This window comes from Sorangium aterium (assembly GCF_028368935.1).
In the GTDB taxonomy this organism is placed as follows: Bacteria; Myxococcota_A; Polyangia; order Polyangiales; family Polyangiaceae; genus Sorangium; species Sorangium atrum.
Genome location: NZ_JAQNDK010000001.1, coordinates 2010381 through 2028225 on the forward strand (window position 1 = coordinate 2010381; position 17845 = coordinate 2028225).

Genomic DNA, 17845 nt, shown 5'->3' on the forward strand with positions numbered 1-17845 from the left:
TCGCCAGCCCAGCTCTTCGTCACTCCCATAAACGTTACCCAGCCCTCGCGCCGCGCTCTCCTATATCCGAACGTTTACGTGGTCGTGGTCGTGGTCGTTTACGTGGTCGTGGTCGTGGTCGTGGTCGTGGTCGTCAACGATAGGCCGTGAACGACCACGACCACGACCACGACCACGTAAACGTAAACGTAAACGTTGGTTATCGCTCGGATTGGCGCCGTCACGCGCTGACGCGCCGCTAGACCCTCTCCCACCGCCCGCTCTCGGCGGAGCGGAAGAGCGCGTCGATGACCCGCATGTTGCCGACCGCGACCTCGATCGGATTCTCGACCGGGCTGCCCGTGCGGATGGCGCGCGAGAACGCCTCGCTCTGCAGGTGGTACTGGTCGACGGCGGGGAACGAGGTGACCCTGGCCGAGCTGCAGTTCAGCGTCGAGCCGTCATCGAGGAAGACCTTGCACGGCTGGTCGGCGGGGGCGTTGAACGGAACCTCGATCTCGATGCGGCCCTTGGTACCGAGCGCGTTCACGCGCTGGTAGGCCACCGCCTGCGTGCTGCACGTGAACGTCAGGTGCGCGCCGCCGTAGTCGAGCAGGCCCGAGGTCAAGCGATCGGTGCCGAACTCGGGATCACGCTCGACGAGACCGATCGCCCGCACGGGCTCCCGTCCGAACAGGAAGCGCGACGTGTTCAACGCGTAGCAGCCGATGTCGTAGAGCGCGCCGCCCCCGACTTCCTTCTTGTTGCGGATGTTGGTGGCGTCGCGGTTGAAGTACGAGAACGCCGCCTGGACGCTGACAAGGTCGCCGATCTGGCCGCCTCTCACCCAGTCCCTGGCCTGCTGCCACTGCGGGTGGTTGCGGATCATGAACGCCTCGGCGATCAGCCTGCCCGTCTCGCGCTGGACGTCGACAAGCGCCTCGGCGTCCTTCGCGCTGAGCGCGATCGGCTTCTCGCACAGGACGTGCTTGCCGGCGCGGGCCGCGCGCGCCGTCCACTTCACGTGCAGGTGGTTGGGCAGCGGGTTGTAGACGGCCTCGATCTCCGGATCCTCGAGCAGCTCATCGTAGCTGCCGTACGCCTTCGGGATCCCGAGCGACCGCGCGGCGTCGCGCGCCTTGTCGATGTCACGCGACGCCAGCGCGGCGAGCTGGGTCAGGGGCCCCCGCTTCATGCCGGGCAGGCTCACCGTCAACGCGAAGGTGCTCGCCCCGAGGACGCCCCAGCGCACGGGGGTGAGGGATTGGTTGGGCTCGGGACCTTGGGCAGATGTGGACATGGGCACCTCGCTGCTCGCGACGCTAACGGTCGACGGCGCGCCTGTAAACGCTCGACTCGACCATGGCCTGATGTAGGGGCTCGACGCCCTCGCGGCCTGCGTCATCGGAGGCGCCCCCGACGTCATGCGGCATCGGGACCGCCGGCGGCCTCCTGACCGGAGTGCTCCTCTTCGAGGTCCTCGACGAGGGCCCTCGCATCCTCGACATGCCCCCTCGCTGACAGCAGCTCATCAAAGCCATCCTCCTCGCGGCCGTCTCCGTCGAACTCCGCACGTGCCCGCAGAAGCGCCGGGGCGCCGCCGCACCGAGCGCCCCTCGATCTGCTCGCTGCCAATCACGTACCCGAGATCGACCAGGGGCGGAACGGCGCGTGCCATCGAGGTCCCACTCACGCTCCAGACGTCTGCCCGTCAGACGTCACGTCGATACTTCGACCCGCGCGCTCGACAGCACCAGTAAACTCTGCCACTATTACCAGAATTGCAGCCTTTCAGTGGGGGACTGATATGGCTCGAAATTCCATGGTAGGTCTCATACCGCTCATCGTTCTGGCCGGAACCGGATGCGGCGAGGGCGGAGAGTGGCTGGAAGCGCCCTTGGGCGAGGCGCCGAGCGCGCTGGAGGCCGGCAATGCGCTGAACCCCAACGCCTTGAACCCCAACGCGCTCAATCCCAACGCCCTGAACCCCAACGGGCTGGCTGTCGGCGCCTTGAGCTTCATCGCCCTTGGCTCGCAGGCGCTGACCGCGATCCTGGACCCCGGGCCGAACGGCGCCCTCTCACGCGAGCACCTGAGGTACGCCGTCGAATGCGCTCTCGATAGCTCGCAGTCATTCAGCTTCGGCTGGTTCGACGCCTCTGGCGTCTATCACGACGAAATCTACACAGGCGTGCTCGGGCTCGCCAAGAGCTGGGCGGGGGCCCCGCTGGGTGGTGAAGAACAGCGCTGGGTCTCGGCGTGCCTCGCGGCGCGCACCAACTACTACAGGGTCCCTGTCATGCTCTCCTCGCGTGGACCCACCAAGGCGATCAACAAACAAAACACCCCAGAGCTGTTCACGTTCACGAGGGAGGAGGGTGCATTCTGGGGCAACATCTACGGGAGCTCGCCGGCGCTCTATGCCTGCCATGTCCCCGAGAACGATGCGGCCTCACGCGCGGCCCTCCGTGACTGCGCCGCCGGGCACATCGACCCGACGACCGGCGCCATCCAGCCGTGCGGGGCGATCCAGCGTCTTGGCTCGTGTGACACCTATTGCGACCCCATCGCCCCCAAGAACGGCATCTATCACCCTTCCTGTTTCACGGATCCGGCGAACCGCTCGGCCACCATGAACCTCCAGCCGATCACGGTCTTCCTCCAATGAGAGGGAGGCGTCGCGTCTAGTATTCGCGGCAGTCGCCGGGCGCGTTCAGCGTGCCGAAGCTGTAGGGCCGCGCCTGCTTGACCAGCAGCCGGCGCTCCGGGCCGATCAGCTTCCATTCGATCTGCATCGCGTAGAGATGGTTCTCCCCCTTCGGGTCCACCAGCGGCCGGTAATGAGCGTGGACGGACTCGAGCACGCACCCGAGCCGCTGGATCTCCGGGAACGACAGCACGTCGCGCCCGCGCGACAGGCTCGAACGCGTGTGGTACTCCGCCTTGATCGTGCGAGGCGGCGGCGTGTACACGATCTCGTCGCTGGTCACGCCGGGCGCGGGGTTGGTGACCGAGGCTTCCCCGATCTGCGCGTTGATGTAGTACTGGCTGTCGCGGGTGGCGTCGAGCGCGTTGCGGCTGATGGCCACGCCCTGCGCGCGCTCCGATTGCCAGGCCTGGTGCACCAGCACGGCCATGGCCGCGCGCGCCTGGTCGACGTGGCCGAACTCGCGCTCGTCGTAAGCGCGCGTGTTCCACAGGCTCGACCAGACCGTGCGCAGCGCGTCCTCGATGGAGCTCGACTCGGCGTCCAGGTCGCCGCTCGTCGACGTGTGCAGGCCCGCGCCGTTGAAGGTCGCGAGATCCTCGGTGTTGCTGCTGCTGCGCAGGCGCACGCGGTCTCCGCCGAAGCGCTGTTTGATCGCGCCCTTGACCTCGCTCAAGATCGCGGGGTCCACCGGGTGCGCAAGCATCCTCGCCCGCACCTCGGTCAGGCCCTCGGCGTGCGCGTGCGGATCGGCGCGGAACTCGGGATCCTGCTCGAGCTCGGCCAGGAGCTCCGCCGCGCCGCTCGCCTCGAAATGGTCCATGTAGTGCGAGAACGGGATCGCGAACGCGGCGGGCGGCACGTACAGCGGCAGCAGGTCGAGCGGGCAATACTGCCCCACGCCGCTCACGCGGTACAGCTCGGCCATGCCTGCCGCCTTGGAGCCGATGCTGTCGCCCATGGCGTAGCCCGCGGCGTCGAGCGGCACGATCCCGCGCACGGAGAGGTCGAGCGCCGGCGACAGCCGCTCGCCGGTCGGCTTGCGCTTCTCCCAGTAAGCGTCCGCCTCCTGCGCGGTGGCCTCGCGGATGTCGAAGTCCGACGCGCGCACCTCGAGCCGCACCAGCTTGCCGAAAAGGGCCTTGAGGCGCTCGTCGTCGCGCGCGCCGCGCAGGGCCATGTTCGGCGTGCCCCGGCCGCGCGCCAGCACGTTCACGTGCGCCAGCGGCGTCTGGAAAGCTTCTGTGATGAGGCCGCCCATGAACGCGGTCTCGTTCGGCACGTCGTCGGTCACCACGATCACGTTCGGTCCGAGCTCGGCCGACTCCAGATCGCGCGCCGGGACGAACGTCAGCGTGCCAAAGCCCTCGGCCGGGTTGAGCGACTGGTATGTGAGCCCCTTGTACGGCGCGTTCGGCCCCACGATGGGCGCGGTCCCTTCGATCTTCCGCAGCTCGATGATCTGGCGCCCTTCGGTGGGCCGTATCGCCCACGCCTCCGGGTCGGGCACCGCCTTCATCGCCGCGAAGAACGCGCGCCGCATCTGCTCTCCGACGATCTGGTCTCCGGGCGAGAACTCGACGGTCTTGGCGCCGTTGGTGTGCTCGACCAGGGTGCCGAGGAGGTAGCGGCGGCCCTCGGACCGGAAGTACTCGGTCTGGCTGAACAACCCCCAGCCGACGTTGAACTCCGCGGCTTGCTCCGGGTCGCAGCGATCGAGGTGCGGCTCCTTCCGGATCTGCTCGCGAACCCAGGTGTAGTGGAGCGCCCACTGGCGCGTGCTCAGGAGATGCACCGTGTCGTTCGCTGCCATGTCGACCACGAACTTGACGCCGAGCTCGCCGACCGCGGTGCCGCCCTCGGCCAGCTCGGCGAAGTCCGCGGCCGTCTCCAGCCGGTGCGCGCGCCCGCTCGCGAGCTCGCGCCCCGGGAGCTCGGCGCAGCCCTCGTTCGCGGCGCCGGGGCTCGCAGCCCCGCAGAAGCGCGGCGCCCCGGTGGCGTCGGGCACGCGGGCCAGCGACGCGCCTTCGGGCCAGGCCATGAAGTCGACGCGATCGCTCGGCTCCGGCGTGTCCTCGCGCCACAGCGTCGCCACGCCCTCGAACTCGGGCGAGGCCTCGAGGTCGGCCGTCTCGCTCGCGCTCACCGGGACGCTCACCCGCTCCCCGGGCGCGAGCGTGGCGGACGGCTCGGGCCACGCGAGCAGCGCGCCCGCGTCGGCGCCGGGCAGCGCTTGCCCCGGAGAGAGCGCCGCGAGGCGCAGCGCGAAGCCGTCGAGCGCGACGGGCGCGCCGCTCGCGTTCAGGACCTCGACGAACCCCGCGGGCCGCAGCGAGAGCTCGGAGATGACCAGCGGCCCGGCGATGGCCGGGAACGGCTCGGGCCACTGGAAAGGCGCGAAGCGGATGCTGTCGTCGAGGTTCGGTGGATCCGGCGGACCGCAGGTCTCGCCGTTCTCCCGGTCGGGCGTGGCATAGCGGCAGATCGACAGCTCGCCCGTGCCGTCGGGCAAGCGCGCGTAGCTCTCGGACCGCGGCAGCTCCGGCACATTCACCAGGTCGGCGAGCTGGCACGACGCCGACCACAGCGCCACGCGCGCGCCCGAGTTCGAGAGCTTGAACGGCAGGTGCAGCGGGCCCTGCTCCGGCGTGTCGTCGGCCCAGAGCAGCACCCCTCGCCCCGGCTCGATCGTCATCCGCGGCAGCGGCGTCGCCTTGCCGGACTTGTCGCTCACCGAGTACTCCCCGAGATCGAGCGCGCGCTGGCCGATGTTTATCAGCTCGATGAAGTCGTCCGTCTCGCCGACCTCATCGACCCAGGCGCCGTCGTTGCCCGTCATCACCTCGTTGATGCGGAGATCGCCGCTCAGCGCGGGCGCGGCGGCCACAGGAAGCTCGAAGTCGCACACCTCCGGCTCCGGCGGGGGCTTCTGGACCTCGCCCGAACAGCCGACGCCGAGGGCGAGCGACAAGAGGGCGGCCCCTGCGCGCGGCTGGGACCAAGGATGAACGTGGTGATTGCTGGGTGAGCGCTCCGTCATGTGTGCTCCCGTCGTGCCTGCTCCGTCATGCCCGCCCCATCATGCCCGCTGCGTCAGCACGCAGCGTGCCGCACGCACCCGCGCCTGGCCCATCGCAGAAAACGCATGGAACCAAGCCGCCCGGCCACACCGCCTGGCCCGCCGTGCGCCGGGCTGTGCCAGCCCCTGCGCCGTCACCGCCAGGGGGCTGCGGCGGCGCACACGGTCAACGGCTCATTCAGCCGGCGCGCGACTTGGATGCTGGTCTGAGCTCATGTAGCATCGCCCGCATGCGTGAAAGCGTGCATGGTCGATATGCATGGATCGCTCTCCTCACCTGCGCCCTGGCCGCCTGTTCGGAGTCGCCGGCCGACGAGGGCGGCGCGGGCGGCGGCGGCGCGGGTCCAGCCGGCAGCGGCGGCTCCGGCGGCGCCGCGGAGGCCAGCTCGAGCGCGGCCCAGGGCGCGACCTCCAGCGCCGCGACGGGCGCCGGGGCCGGCGACGGCGGCGGCGGCGGCGGCGGAGGAGAGCCGGAGGGCGGGTGCGGGAGCGTCTCGGAGGTGCCGTCCGAGCTGGGATTCGACCCTTTCTACAAGAAGTGCATCGACGCCGCCGGGATTCCCGTCATCAGCTCCGAGAAGGTGCCTGACGCGGCGCTGCTGCGCACGTGCTCGGTGGTCGTCCGCATGCTCGGCCACCGGGACGACGTGCGTCAGGCGATGATCGAGAACCACACGCGCGTCGCCGTGATGGCGGAGACCGAGGTGACGACCGACATCCCCGAGCACAGCGACCTGTACGAGGCGTTCCCGGGGACGGACTGGGACACGCGGGCCCGCGGCCTCGGCGCGACCCCCGCCCGGCCCGCGAGCTCCTGCGCGGAGGAGAACGTCCTGTGTTATCCGAGCGATCCGTACCTCGGCGAGGACATCCTGGTGCACGAGTTCTCGCACGCCATCGCGATCATGGGCATCGCCTTCGTCGAGCCGACGTTCGACAGGGAGCTCGAGGACGTCTTCGATGCCGCGCTCCAGGCCGGGAAATGGGAGAACACCTACGCGGCGACGAACAAGGACGAATACTGGGCCGAGGGGGTCCAGTCCTGGTTCGACGCCAACACCGAGGCGATCCCCACGAACGGGATCCACAACGAGATCGATACCCGGGCCGAGCTGCGCGACTACGATCGCCCGCTCCACGATCTCATCGCCAGGTACTTCGCCGACGACGCGTGGCGGCCAAGCTGCCCCTGAGGCCTCGTGAGCCGGGCGAGGGCCGCAGCGCCTCCAGGGCTCCGCTACGCGGGCGGATAGAAGACATCGAGCGTCGGGAAAGCTGGTTTGGCGCGGATGCAGTCCCAGAGGTAGATCGCGAACCCCAGATCGCCCGTCCAGAGCGAGTAGCGCAGCTGTCCGTACCGGCGCGCGTCCTCCTTCGTCTGAAGGATGCCGTGCATCGCGAAGGCGCGCGCGCGATGAAGCCAGAGCGCGTCGCCCGTGCGCGCGTGGAGCGTGAGGAAGGCGTAGCCGTTTCCGCCCGTGCCATGGCAAAGGTTCGAGCCTTTGCAAAGCGGGCCGGCCGCCCACGTCGCCTCGCCAGCGGCCAAGAGGAGCTCGTCGAGCGTGGGGCCGGGGAGTTCGGCAAGACAGATGACGAAGCCGGGCGCGCCATGGCAGAACTGCATGAGCCGGGGGTACGGGGCATCGCCTTGTAAAGCCAGCTGCGCCGGCCAGCTGGCCATTCTGCCTTCTCGCGTGGCTGTCCGCCCGATCGTGGTGGCGATGACCTGCTCCCAGGCTGCCCAGTCGCCCGCGTCCAGCAGGCGCCGGCCGTGGAGGAGAGCGCGCGCGGTCGCGACGAACCCGTGGACGGCGTCGAGATAGGTGCTCCGGCGGCCATAGAGGTCCTGCGACCAGTGATGGCAGCCGTGCTCGTCGGACCACTGGAGCTGCGACCAGAGGCGCGCGGCGGTGCGGCGGAAGAGCTCGGCCCAGCGCGCGTCGCCGAAGCGCTCGTGCAGGAACGACGCGGCCAGCATGGTGCCGGGCGCCCCCCACATCAGCTCGCGCGCCGGGTGGTCGAGGTTGCCCTCGATGAGCGCCGCGAGCCGGTCGGCTCGCTCGTCGGTGGGCCGCTCGCCCTGCGCCATCAGGAGGATGGGCGTGTCCCCCATCATGAACGCGGCGCTCTCATTACCCGGCATCGAGGCCAGCCATGCGCGGTTGCGAAGCAAGAGCGCGTCGAGCTGCTCGGTGGTGCGCCTCGCGCCCGGCGCTGCTCCCACCTGATGCAGGTAGCGCAGCGCCCAGATGACGCCTGCAGCGCCGTGGTAGAGTGGCAGCGCCGGCTGGCTCGGGTCGTCGCCGGGCTCGACGTCCTTCGGGTGCAGCGGCCAGTACGCGTCTTCCGAGAAGCGCCCCTCGGTGTCGCGAACGATGTCCTCGATGGCGTCGCGGGCGACGCCCTCGTCCCATGCGACGGACGCCAATGCCTCGTGGCGCTCGGGTTCGTGCAGCATACGGTGCCTTTGCCTGCTCTGCGAGCGTCGCGCTCGACCGCGGGCCGCCGCGCGGCGCTACGCCGCCAGCGCCTCGGTCAGGGCCCAGAGCCGCTCCTGCGCGGCCTCGTCGAGCGCCTCCGCCGCCGCCGGCTTGATACGGCTCTTCTCGAAGTACTCGCCCGTCACCCCGGCCAGCTCCGGCGCCGTGGCCACGTGCAGCGAGCACTCGGCCCCTCGCTCGGGCGTGAGCAGGAACAGGTTGAAGAGCTTCACAAGGAGCTTTGGATAATCGCGCATCAAGTCCGTCCTGACCACGCCCGGATGGACGGCGTTGACCGTGACGCCGGTACCCTCGAGCCGTCGGGCCAGCGCCTTGGTGAAGAGCACGTTCGCGAGCTTCGACTGGGCGTACGCCGCGGTCGTGCCGTACTTCCGCCGCTCGAACTGCAGGTCCTCCCAGTCCATCCGGCCGCGGTAATGCAGCTTCGAGGACAGGACGACGATCCGCGACGGCGCGCTCTTCTTCAGGAGCGGGAGGAGGTCCTGCGTGAGCAGCCACGTCCCCACGTGGTTCACCCCGAACGTCGCCTCGATCCCGTCCTCGGTCGTGCCGCGCGAGTTCCGCCACACCCCGGCGTTGTTCACCAGGACGTCCAGGCGCTCGTGCGCCGCGCGGAAGCGCTCGCCGAAGGCGCGGATGCTCGCCTTGCTCCCGAGATCCAGCGCGATCACCTCCACGTCCTTGCGGCCGGTGGAGCGGGCGATGTCGTCGCGCGCCGACTCCCCTCTGCCAGTGTCGCGGCACGCCAGCACCACCTTCGCGCCGCGCTGAGCGAGGCCGCGGGCCGTCTCCTTGCCAATGCCCGTGTTGCCGCCGGTGACGATGCAGACCTTCCCGTTCATGATGCTCCTCTCTCAGGTTCCGGCGGTGGGCGCAAGGCGCAAGGTCACCGCGCGCGCGCGCGCGCGCCAAGGACTACGGAAGACGTCACGGAAGACGCCGGGGAAGCGAGGCGCCCCACCTCGTGACGGCGTAACGTCCCTATCCCGCGAAACTCCGGCGAGAATCTGCGACCCCCTTGACGTGGACGTGCCCCCAGCTTCTCCTGATTCTCTATGCTCAGCCTAAGAGTATCTCGGGTGCGACGGGCGTGCTTTGTGTTCGGCATGCTGGCGATGACCGTGGGGTGCGGGACCAGCGGACCCCCGGACGATCCCGAGCCGATCGGGGCCGCGATCGGGGCGCTCACGGGCGACGAGCCCGACCTCGTGATCTCGAGCGTGAGCGCGCCCCGGAGCGCCGTGCCGGGCAGCTATTTCACGACGTCCGTCACTGTGTGCAACCAGGGTAACTCGGCGAGCTACGGCACCCATGTCGAGGTGCGCCTGTCGGACGACGACATCATCACACCATCGGATCCGGCCGTCGGCTATGCGCCGCTGGGGTACCTCGGCCCGGGGCAATGCGTCGAGGTCGGCGCCGAGACCACGGCGGCCGTGCCCGACGGCGCCTACACGCTCGGCGTCGTGGTGGACCAGCTCGACCAGGTGATCGAGCTCTCGGAGGCCAACAACACGGCGCTGGCGGGTGAGATCGGCGTCGGCTTCGGCCCGGATCTCATCGTCTCGGCGGTGAACGGGCCGCCAAGCGCCCTCCCCGGCGGCGGCTTCGAGGTCCAGGTCACGGTGTGCAACCAGGGCACGACGCCGAGCCAGAGCGCGCTCGTGGATGTGCTCCTCTCGGTGGACGCCACGATCGAGCCGCCGGATCCCCCCCTCGGCGGCGCCCCGATTCCCTGGTTGAACGCTGGCCAGTGCGAGTCGGTCAGCGTGCCGGTCAGCGCCAGTGTCCCCGAAGGCGTCTATCACCTCGGCGCGATCGCGCACGAGAGCGGCTGGAACCCGGAGCTCATCACGTCCAACAACGCGCGGGCGGGCAGGCTGCTCGGCGTCGGCTACCAGCCGGACCTCGTCGTCTCGGCGGTGAGCGGGCCGCCGAGCCAGGTGCCCGGCGCCTGGTTCGAAGCCTCGGTCACCGTCTGCAACCAGGGTACGCAGCCGAGCTACGGCACCGAGGTCGATCTCCTGCTCTCGCCCGATGGCGAGATCACGCTCGCCGATTTCCCGATCGGCGACGGCTACGTGCCCTCCCTGAGCCCCGGACAGTGCTTCTCCGCGACGATCCCTGCGAACACGTACGTGCCCGACGGCGCGTACACGGTCGGCGCGATCGTGGACGCCCCGGGCTGGGTCGTCGAGCTCATCGAGGCGAACAACGCCGCGGCGGGCGGCGCGATCGGCGTCGGCTACCGGCCGGACCTCATCGTGTCCGCGGTGAGCGGGCCGCCGAGCGCGACGTCTGGCGGCTCCTTCGACGCCTCGGTCACCGTCTGCAACCAGGGCACGCAGACGAGCTATGGCAGCAACGTGGAGCTGTACCTCTCCTCGGACGCGATCATCACGGCGGCCGACGTGCCTGTGGGCGGCGAGTTGGTGCCGTACCTCGATCCGGGGCAGTGCACCACGCGGACGCTCCACGTGGGCGCTTACGCGCCTGACGGCGCCTATCACCTGGGTGCGATCGTCGATCGGTACGGCGGGGTTCCCGAGCTCATCGAGAACAACAACGCCGCAGCCGGCGCCGTGGTCGGCATCGGCTATCGGCCGGATCTCATCGTCTCCTCGGTGAGCGCCCCGCCGAGCGCCCTTCCAGGCAGCGGCTTCAGTGCCACCGTCACCGTCTGCAACCAGGGCACGACCCCGAGCTACAGCGCCGCCCTGGAGCTGCGCCTGTCAGCCGACGACAACATCACGGGGACCGACCCGCCCGCGGGCGGCGCCCAGGCGCCGTACCTGGATCCGGGGCAATGCGCGGCGGTGACCATCCCTGCGAGCGCGTACGTGCCAGACGGCGTCTATCACCTCGGCGCGATCGTCGATCTGTACAACTGGCAAGAAGAGCTGAACGAGGCCAACAACGTCACGTCGGGCGGGCTGCTCGGCGTGGGCTATCGGCCGGATCTCATCGTCTCCGCCGTGAGCGGGCCGCCGACCGTCGTGCCCGGCAGCGGATTCAGCGCCTCCGTCACCGTGTGCAACCAGGGCACGACGCAGAGCTACGGCAGCGACATCGCCGTGGTGCTCTCGTCCGATCAGGCGATCACGCCGCTCGACGCCCCCGCCGGGGGCGGCTATGTGCCCGGTCTGAGCCCCGGGCAGTGCACCTCCGTCGCCGTGCCGGCGAACGCCTACGTGCCCGACGGCGCCTATCACCTCGGCGCCGTCGTGGACCCGGGCGGCTCGCTCCTCGAGCTCATCGAGACCAACAACGCGGCGGCAGGCAGCCTGATCGGCGTCGGCCATGGCCCCGACCTCATCGTCTCCGCCGTGAGCGGGCCGCCGAGCGTGTTCCCCGGCGGCGGCTTCGACGCCTCGGTCACCGTCTGCAATCAAGGCACGCAGACGAGCTTCGGCACCCACGTGGAGCTGCGCGTCTCCGCGGACGCGGCGGTCACGACGGCCGACTTCCTCGCCGGCGGCGGTCCCGTGCCGTACCTCGATCCGGGCCAGTGCGCCACCATGACCTTCCCGGCGAGCGCTTATGTGCCCGAGGGGGCCTACCACCTCGGCGCGCTCGTCGACCCGCAGGGCTGGGTACCCGAGCTCATCGAGACCAACAACGCGGGCTCGGGCTCTCTGATCGGCGTCGGATACTGGCCTGATTTCATCGTCGCTTCCGTGAGCGGCCCGCCCAGCGCCCTGCCGGGCAGCGGCTTCGACGCAGAGATCACGGTCTGCAACCAGGGCACGACCCCGGGCTCCAGCATGGTGGAGCTGCGCCTGTCCGCCGACGCCACGATCACGGAGGCCGACGCGCCCGCAGGCAGCGCGCCGACGCCCTACCTGGAGCCCGGCCAGTGCGCGGCCGTGACGATCCCCGCCAGCGCCTACGTGGCCGACGGCGCCTATCACCTGGGCGGGGTCGTCGATCCGCACGGCTGGCAGCCCGAGTTGATCGAGACCAACAACGCGACGCCGGGCGATCGGATCGGCGTCGGTTATTGGCCCGACCTCGTCGTCTCGTCCGTGAGCGGGCCGTCGAGCATCACGCCCGGCAGCAGCTTCAACGCCGCCGTCACCGTCTGCAACCAGGGCACGACCCCGAGCTACGGCGCCAACGTCGAGCTGCTCCTGTCGGGCGACGGGGCGATCACGCCCTCGGACATCCACGCCGGGAGCGGCGATGTCCCCGGGCTGAGCCCCGGGCAGTGCGCCTCCGTCGCCGTGCCCGCGAGCGCCTATGTGCCCGACGGCGCTCACCACCTCGGCGCGATCGTGGACCCGAACGGCGCGATCGCCGAGCTCATCGAGACCAACAACGCCGCGGCAGGCAGCGTGATCGGCGTCGGCTACGCGCCGGATCTCGTCGTCTCCGCCGTGAGCGGGCCGCCGAGCACGACCCCTGGCGGAAGCTTCGACGCGTCGGTCACGGTCTGCAACCAGGGCACACAGACGAGCTACGGCGCCCAGGTGGAGCTGCTCCTCTCCGCGGACGCGAACCTCACGTTGACCGACTCCCCTGCCGGCAACGGTCCGGTGCCGTATCTGGATCCGGGCCAGTGCGCCACCGTGACCTTCCCGGCGAGCGCGTACGTGCCCGACGGGGCCTATCACCTGGGCGCGATCGTCGACCGGGACAACTGGATTCCCGAGCTCATCGAGACGAACAACGCGGAGGTGAGCGCGTTGCTCGGCGTCGGCTACTTGCCCGACCTCATCGCCTCCGCGATCGCCGGCCCGCCCAGCGCCCTGCCGGGCAGCGGATTCGACGCTTCCGTCACCGTCTGCAACCAGGGCACGCAGCCGAGCTACGGCGCCGACGTGGATCTCTACCTGTCCGTCGACGCCACGATCACGCACGACGACACGCCGGCAGGACACGGCATGGTCCCCTTCCTGGCGCCCGGGCAGTGCACCTCCGTGCTCGTCTCCGCGAGCGCCTATGTTCCCGATGGCGCGTATCACCTCGGAGCGATCGTCGATGCACACGACTGGCACGAAGAGCTGATCGAGTCCAACAACGCCGCCTCGGGCGACCTCATCGGCGTGGGCTTCCAGCCCGACCTCGTCGTCTCGGCGGTCAGCGGCCCGCCCAGCGCCCTGCCGGGCAGCGGATTCGACGCTTCCGTCACCGTCTGCAACCAGGGTACGTCCCCGAGCTACGGCGTCGATGTCGAGCTGTTCCTGTCGAGCGACGACGCGATCACGCCCTCGGACGTCCACGCGGGGAGCGGCTATGTGCCCGGGCTGAGCCCTGGACAGTGCACCTCCGTGCACGTCGCCGCGAGCGCCTATGGGCCCGACGGCGCCCACCGCCTCGGGGCGATCGTGGATCCGGGTGGATCGCTCGTCGAGCTCATCGAGAGCAACAACGCCGTGGCGGGCGGCGTGCTCGGCGTCGGCTTCGGGCCGGATCTCATCGTCTCCGCCGTGAGCGGGCCGCCGAGCCTCGCCCCGGGTGAAGGCTTCGACGCCGAGGTCACCGTCTGCAATCAGGGCACGCAGCCGGGCTCCGGCGGCGACGTGGAGCTCCGCCTCTCGTCGGATGCGACCATCACGACGGCCGACTTCCTGGCCGCCAACGGGCCGGTGCCTTACCTGACGCCGGGCCAGTGCGCCACCGTGACCTTCCCTGCGAACGCTTACGTGCCTGAAGGCGCCTACCACCTGGGCGCGATCGTCGATCCGCACGGCTGGACTCCCGAGCTCATCGAGACCAACAACGCCGCGGCGGGCAGCGTGATCGGCGTCGGCTATCGACCGGACCTCATCGTCTCGGCGGTGGCCGCCCCGCCCAGCGCCCTCCCGGGCAGCAGCTTCAACGCCGCGGTCACCGTCTGCAACCAGGGCACGCAGCCGAGCTACGGCACCGACGTGGAGCTGCGCCTGGCGGCTGGCGACCAGGAGGTGAGCACCGGGTTCTATGCCGGAAGCGCGCCGGTGCCGTACCTGGATCGCGGCCAGTGCACGGTCGTGGCAATCCCCACCTACCTGGCGGCGCCCGACGGCGCCTATCGCCTCGCCGCCACGGTGGACCCCAACGGCTGGATGCAGGAGCTCATCGAGACCAACAACACCAACACGAGCAGCGTGTTCGGCGTCGGCTACCGGCCGGATCTCATCGCGTCCGTGAGCGGCCCATCGACCGCCGCGCCGGGCAGCGGCTTCAACGCCGTCGTCACCGTGTGCAACCAGGGCACCACCCCGAGCGGCGGGACGAGCATCGATGTGCTGCTGTCGTCCGACGGGACGGTCACGCCGTCCGATATCCATGTCGGCAACGGCTATGTCCCCGGGCTGAGCCCTGGCCAGTGCGAGAACGTCACCGTGGCCGCCGGCGCCTACGCTCCAGACGGCGCCTACCGCCTCGGCGTGATCGTGGACCTGAACGGCCCGGTCCAGGAGCTCATCGAGACCAACAACACCGCCGCCGGCGAGCTGATGGCCATCGGCTACGGCCCCGATCTCGTCGTCTCGGCGGTGAGCGGCCCGTCGAGCGCCACGCAGGGCAGCCTCTTCAACACCTCGATCACCGTGTGCAACGAGGGGACGGACCCGAGCTACGGCACCATGGTGGAGGTCCGGCTGTCGGCCGACGCGACGATCACGACGGCCGACTTCCTCGCCGGAGGCGCCTGGGTGCCAGGCCTCGGTGTCGGCCAGTGCGAGAGCCTCGTCGTCCCCTCTGACACCTACGTCCCCGTGGACACCTACACGCTCGGCGCCATCGTGGACGCCTACCGCGAAGTCCCCGAGCTCCTCGAGGGCAACAACGCCATGGCCGGCGGCGAGCTCGTCGTCAGCTTCTGATCGCCCGCTTCCACAGTTCGCGGGCGTGACGGCGCTCCTCCGACGTCGCCGGTGCACATCAACACGCCGTCGCGCACGAAGCCATCGCCCGCTTCGCCGAGCTGCGCTTGCCCCTGGAGGTCACGACCGCGGCCTCGCGCCTCCTCCAGGACGAGGCTCGCCACACCGAGCTGTGCGCACGCGCGGCCGAGGCGCTCGGCGGCAACCACGGAGCGACCCTCGCCCCCTCGGATCTCCAGCTCCCGCGAAACGGCCTCCCGACCCATCTCTTCGTTGCCCGGTGGACAGCATCGATGTTCTGCGTGGGCGAATCCGCGTCCGTCGGCATCCTCGACGTCCTCCAGCAGCACACCACCGATCCTTGCCTGGCCGACGGCGGCCCGTTGCCCGACGCGCCGCGGCCCTCCGGCCCGAACCTCGGGATCCCCTCGCGCCCGGCCGCGGCGCGCGCCTTCTACGAGCGGATCGACCGCGTGATCCTCCCCTCATTCGCCGCGCTGGGCGTGCCGGCGCACGAGGCCTGGACGCTGCGCCTCGAGGTCCCGGCCCAGGCCGAGAACCGCTGAGACGGCGCTCGCCGCCTCAAGCGCGAAACACCCGAGAGACGGGCTCGCCTATCAGCGCAGCGAGGAGCCGCTCGCCCTCGGGCCAGGGCCCGAAGCCGGCGTCGACGTTGATGTGCCCGCACGGCCCCGCATGGATGAAGCGGCTCCCCCAGGCGCGCGCGAAGGCTTCGGCTCGCTCCGGGGTGCAGTACGGGTCGTTCGAGCTCGCGACGACCATCGACGGGAACGGGAGTCTGCCGCTGGGCAGCGGGTGGAACGTCGACGCCTCGCGCGGGTAGCTCGGCGATTCGGTGTCGGCCGGCGCGACGAGCAGCGCGGCGCGCACGGGTCGCGCGCCCAGCGCCGCCCAGTGGACCGCCGTGCTGACGCCGCAGCTGTGCGCGACGAGCACCGGGGGCTCGGCGCTGGCGGTGACCGCCCGGTCGAGCGCCTCGACCCACGCGCGCCGGTCAGGGTGCTCCCAGTCGGGCATCTCCACGCGGCGCGCGAAGGAGAGCCTCTGCTCCCAGAGCGTCTGCCAGTGGCGAGGGCCGGAGCCGCTGTAGCCAGGGACGATGAGCAGCGAAAGCATCGTGAGAAGACCTCCCCGCGAACGAGGAGGGTACAGAGGAAGCGGGTGGAAATCACCCCGTCGCCACCCCGCAGACCCCGGAGCGGAGTCGACCCCTTCGACGCGTGGACAAGCCGTTGATATCACTCGCTTTTCCAGCAAGGAGGCGGGACGCGTAGAAAAAGTTGCGTTCGGCCGTGCGCGGGTCGCCCCAGGGCGTCGCGGCTCATGTCGCATGCGAGACGCCGTCGACGTTCTCCTCCTGGCTCGCGAGGCGCAGTCGCCGCCGGGACGCCATCCCCCGCCGGCGGCGATCAAGCTGCCCCTGCAGCTCCCGCATGGGACTTCCATGTCCCTCGATTCCTGTGTAAATATACCAGATGCTGGCGGCGCTGGATGTCGAATCGCCGCCGGCAGGATTCTCCTGGTTGAAACAACGTGTGACATGACCGCGAAAGGGGTTTCAATGAATCAAGGATCGTCTTCGGGGCGTCTGCCCAGGAGCCGCATCGGGAGCTCCCTCTCCGTGTTTCTATGCGTGCCCGTGGTGGCGCTCGCGCTCGCCGGTTGCGGCGCCACGGATCCCTCCTCCTCGTCCGAAGCTGACGAGTCCACGCCGAACGGAGACGAAATCATGAGCTGGGAGGAGTTCAAGGCGAACGTCTACCGCGACCCGCAGCGCGGGGTCTACGTCGTCGACGACGAGCAGGGGCTCAACGACGCGGAGCTGCGTGTCGTCTACGAGCGCTATGTCAAGACCGGGGCGCTCGTCGTGAAGCCGCTCGAACGGCGCTGACTGCACCTCACAGACTCGAATGCCTCACGCTGCGCCGGCCGACGACAGGGCGAGCCAGTCGTCGAAGCGCGTCGGCATGACGCGCGCGCCGTCGTCGGGGGTGAGCGACCGATCGTCGATCCGGGCGCCGAAATAGGTCGCCTCCGGGTCGGCGATCACCTCGCGGCGGTCCTTCTTCGCGCTCAGGTACTTGCCGACGAACTCGGCGAGCGGGCGCCTCTCGGGGCCGGCCACCTCGACGATGCCGTTCACGGGCGCCCCGAGCGTGACGTCGGCCAGGGCCTCGGCGACGTCCTCGGACGCGATCGGCTGCAGGTGCGCCGACGAGAGGCGGACCCGCTCCGCGTCGGCGCTGGAGCGCGCGATGCCGTCCATGAACTCGAAGAACTGCGTGGCCCGCAGGAGGGTGTAGGGGATCCCGGAGGCCTCGATCAGCGCCTCCTGCGCCATCTTCGCCCGAAAATAGCCGCTGACGAGCATTCGATCGGTGCCGACCACCGAGAGCGCCACATGATGTCTGACGCCCGCGGCGGCCTCGGCGGCGAGCAGGTTGCGGCCCGAGGTCTCGAAGAAGTCGAGGACCGCCTTGTCCTCGAACGACGGCGAGTTCGCCACATCGACAACGACCTCGGCTCCTGCGAGCGCTCCGGCCAGCCCTTCGCCCGTGAGGCAGTTGACGCCCGTGGAGGGCGACGCCGCGACGACCTCATGGCCCCGCTGGCGGAGCCTGCGCGCGAGCTTCGTCCCGATCAGCCCGGTTCCACCGATAACCACGATCTTCATGTCTTTCTCCCTTGTCCGTCACGCGAGCGACCGGCGCCTTGCTCCTGTGACCCCGCGCTCACCGTCGATGACGAA

The 17845-nt window shown here is 70.1% G+C and carries 12 protein-coding genes; 5 read left to right on the top strand and 7 right to left on the bottom strand.

The genetic code is table 11. The features are described from left to right. Window positions 1-98: 98 nt before the first annotated feature. On the bottom strand, window positions 99-224 hold the full coding sequence (locus POL72_RS07255; protein WP_272094294.1) for a hypothetical protein: 126 nt from the start codon (window positions 222-224) through the stop codon (window positions 99-101). Between the two features lie 14 nt (window positions 225-238). Beyond that, a complete protein-coding gene (locus tag POL72_RS07260) occupies window positions 239-1279 on the bottom strand; it encodes a Gfo/Idh/MocA family protein (protein ID WP_272094295.1) in 1041 nt (346 codons plus the stop codon). Window positions 1280-1801: 522 nt separating this feature from the next. On the opposite strand from POL72_RS07260, the gene POL72_RS07265 reads away from it, so the two are divergent. Further along, complete coding sequence (locus POL72_RS07265) at window positions 1802-2647, top strand: hypothetical protein (RefSeq protein WP_272094296.1); 846 nt, start codon at window positions 1802-1804, stop codon at window positions 2645-2647. Between the two features lie 16 nt (window positions 2648-2663). Here POL72_RS07265 and POL72_RS07270 read toward each other — a convergent pair whose 3' ends face one another. Beyond that, window positions 2664-5726, bottom strand: a complete 3063-nt coding sequence (locus POL72_RS07270) for a PEP/pyruvate-binding domain-containing protein (protein WP_272094297.1) — start codon at window positions 5724-5726, stop codon at window positions 2664-2666. A 269-nt stretch (window positions 5727-5995) separates the two neighbouring features. Between POL72_RS07270 and POL72_RS07275 the strand changes: the two genes are divergently transcribed. Next, a complete protein-coding gene (locus POL72_RS07275; RefSeq protein ID WP_272094298.1) occupies window positions 5996-6958 on the top strand; it encodes a hypothetical protein in 963 nt (320 codons plus the stop codon). Window positions 6959-7002: 44 nt separating this feature from the next. Here the strand turns inward: POL72_RS07275 and POL72_RS07280 are convergent, their stop codons facing one another. Both POL72_RS07280 and POL72_RS07285 read right to left on the bottom strand, forming a co-directional pair. Further along, window positions 7003-8223, bottom strand: a complete 1221-nt coding sequence (locus POL72_RS07280; RefSeq protein ID WP_272094299.1) for a lanthionine synthetase C family protein — start codon at window positions 8221-8223, stop codon at window positions 7003-7005. A gap of 57 nt (window positions 8224-8280) precedes the next feature. After that, the gene (locus tag POL72_RS07285) at window positions 8281-9108 is read right to left on the bottom strand and encodes an SDR family oxidoreductase (protein WP_272094300.1); all 828 of its coding nucleotides are present in this window, start codon (window positions 9106-9108) and stop codon (window positions 8281-8283) included. A 264-nt stretch (window positions 9109-9372) separates the two neighbouring features. On the opposite strand from POL72_RS07285, the gene POL72_RS07290 reads away from it, so the two are divergent. Together POL72_RS07290 and POL72_RS07295 are read left to right on the top strand one after the other, a co-directional pair. Next, window positions 9373-15075 carry a CARDB domain-containing protein gene (locus POL72_RS07290; protein WP_272094301.1) on the top strand — a complete coding sequence of 1901 codons (5703 nt, stop codon included), beginning with the start codon at window positions 9373-9375 and terminating at the stop codon, window positions 15073-15075. 107 nt (window positions 15076-15182) lie between these two features. Next, a complete protein-coding gene (locus tag POL72_RS07295; protein ID WP_272094302.1) occupies window positions 15183-15641 on the top strand; it encodes a hypothetical protein in 459 nt (152 codons plus the stop codon). Window positions 15642-15657: 16 nt separating this feature from the next. Here the strand turns inward: POL72_RS07295 and POL72_RS07300 are convergent, their stop codons facing one another. Next, the gene (locus POL72_RS07300) at window positions 15658-16212 is read right to left on the bottom strand and encodes an RBBP9/YdeN family alpha/beta hydrolase (RefSeq protein WP_272094303.1); all 555 of its coding nucleotides are present in this window, start codon (window positions 16210-16212) and stop codon (window positions 15658-15660) included. A gap of 613 nt (window positions 16213-16825) precedes the next feature. On the opposite strand from POL72_RS07300, the gene POL72_RS07305 reads away from it, so the two are divergent. Beyond that, window positions 16826-16987 carry a hypothetical protein gene (locus tag POL72_RS07305; protein WP_272094304.1) on the top strand — a complete coding sequence of 54 codons (162 nt, stop codon included), beginning with the start codon at window positions 16826-16828 and terminating at the stop codon, window positions 16985-16987. Between the two features lie 24 nt (window positions 16988-17011). Here the strand turns inward: POL72_RS07305 and POL72_RS07310 are convergent, their stop codons facing one another. Continuing rightward, a complete protein-coding gene (locus POL72_RS07310) occupies window positions 17012-17770 on the bottom strand; it encodes an SDR family oxidoreductase (RefSeq protein ID WP_272094305.1) in 759 nt (252 codons plus the stop codon). Window positions 17771-17845 lie beyond the last annotated feature (75 nt).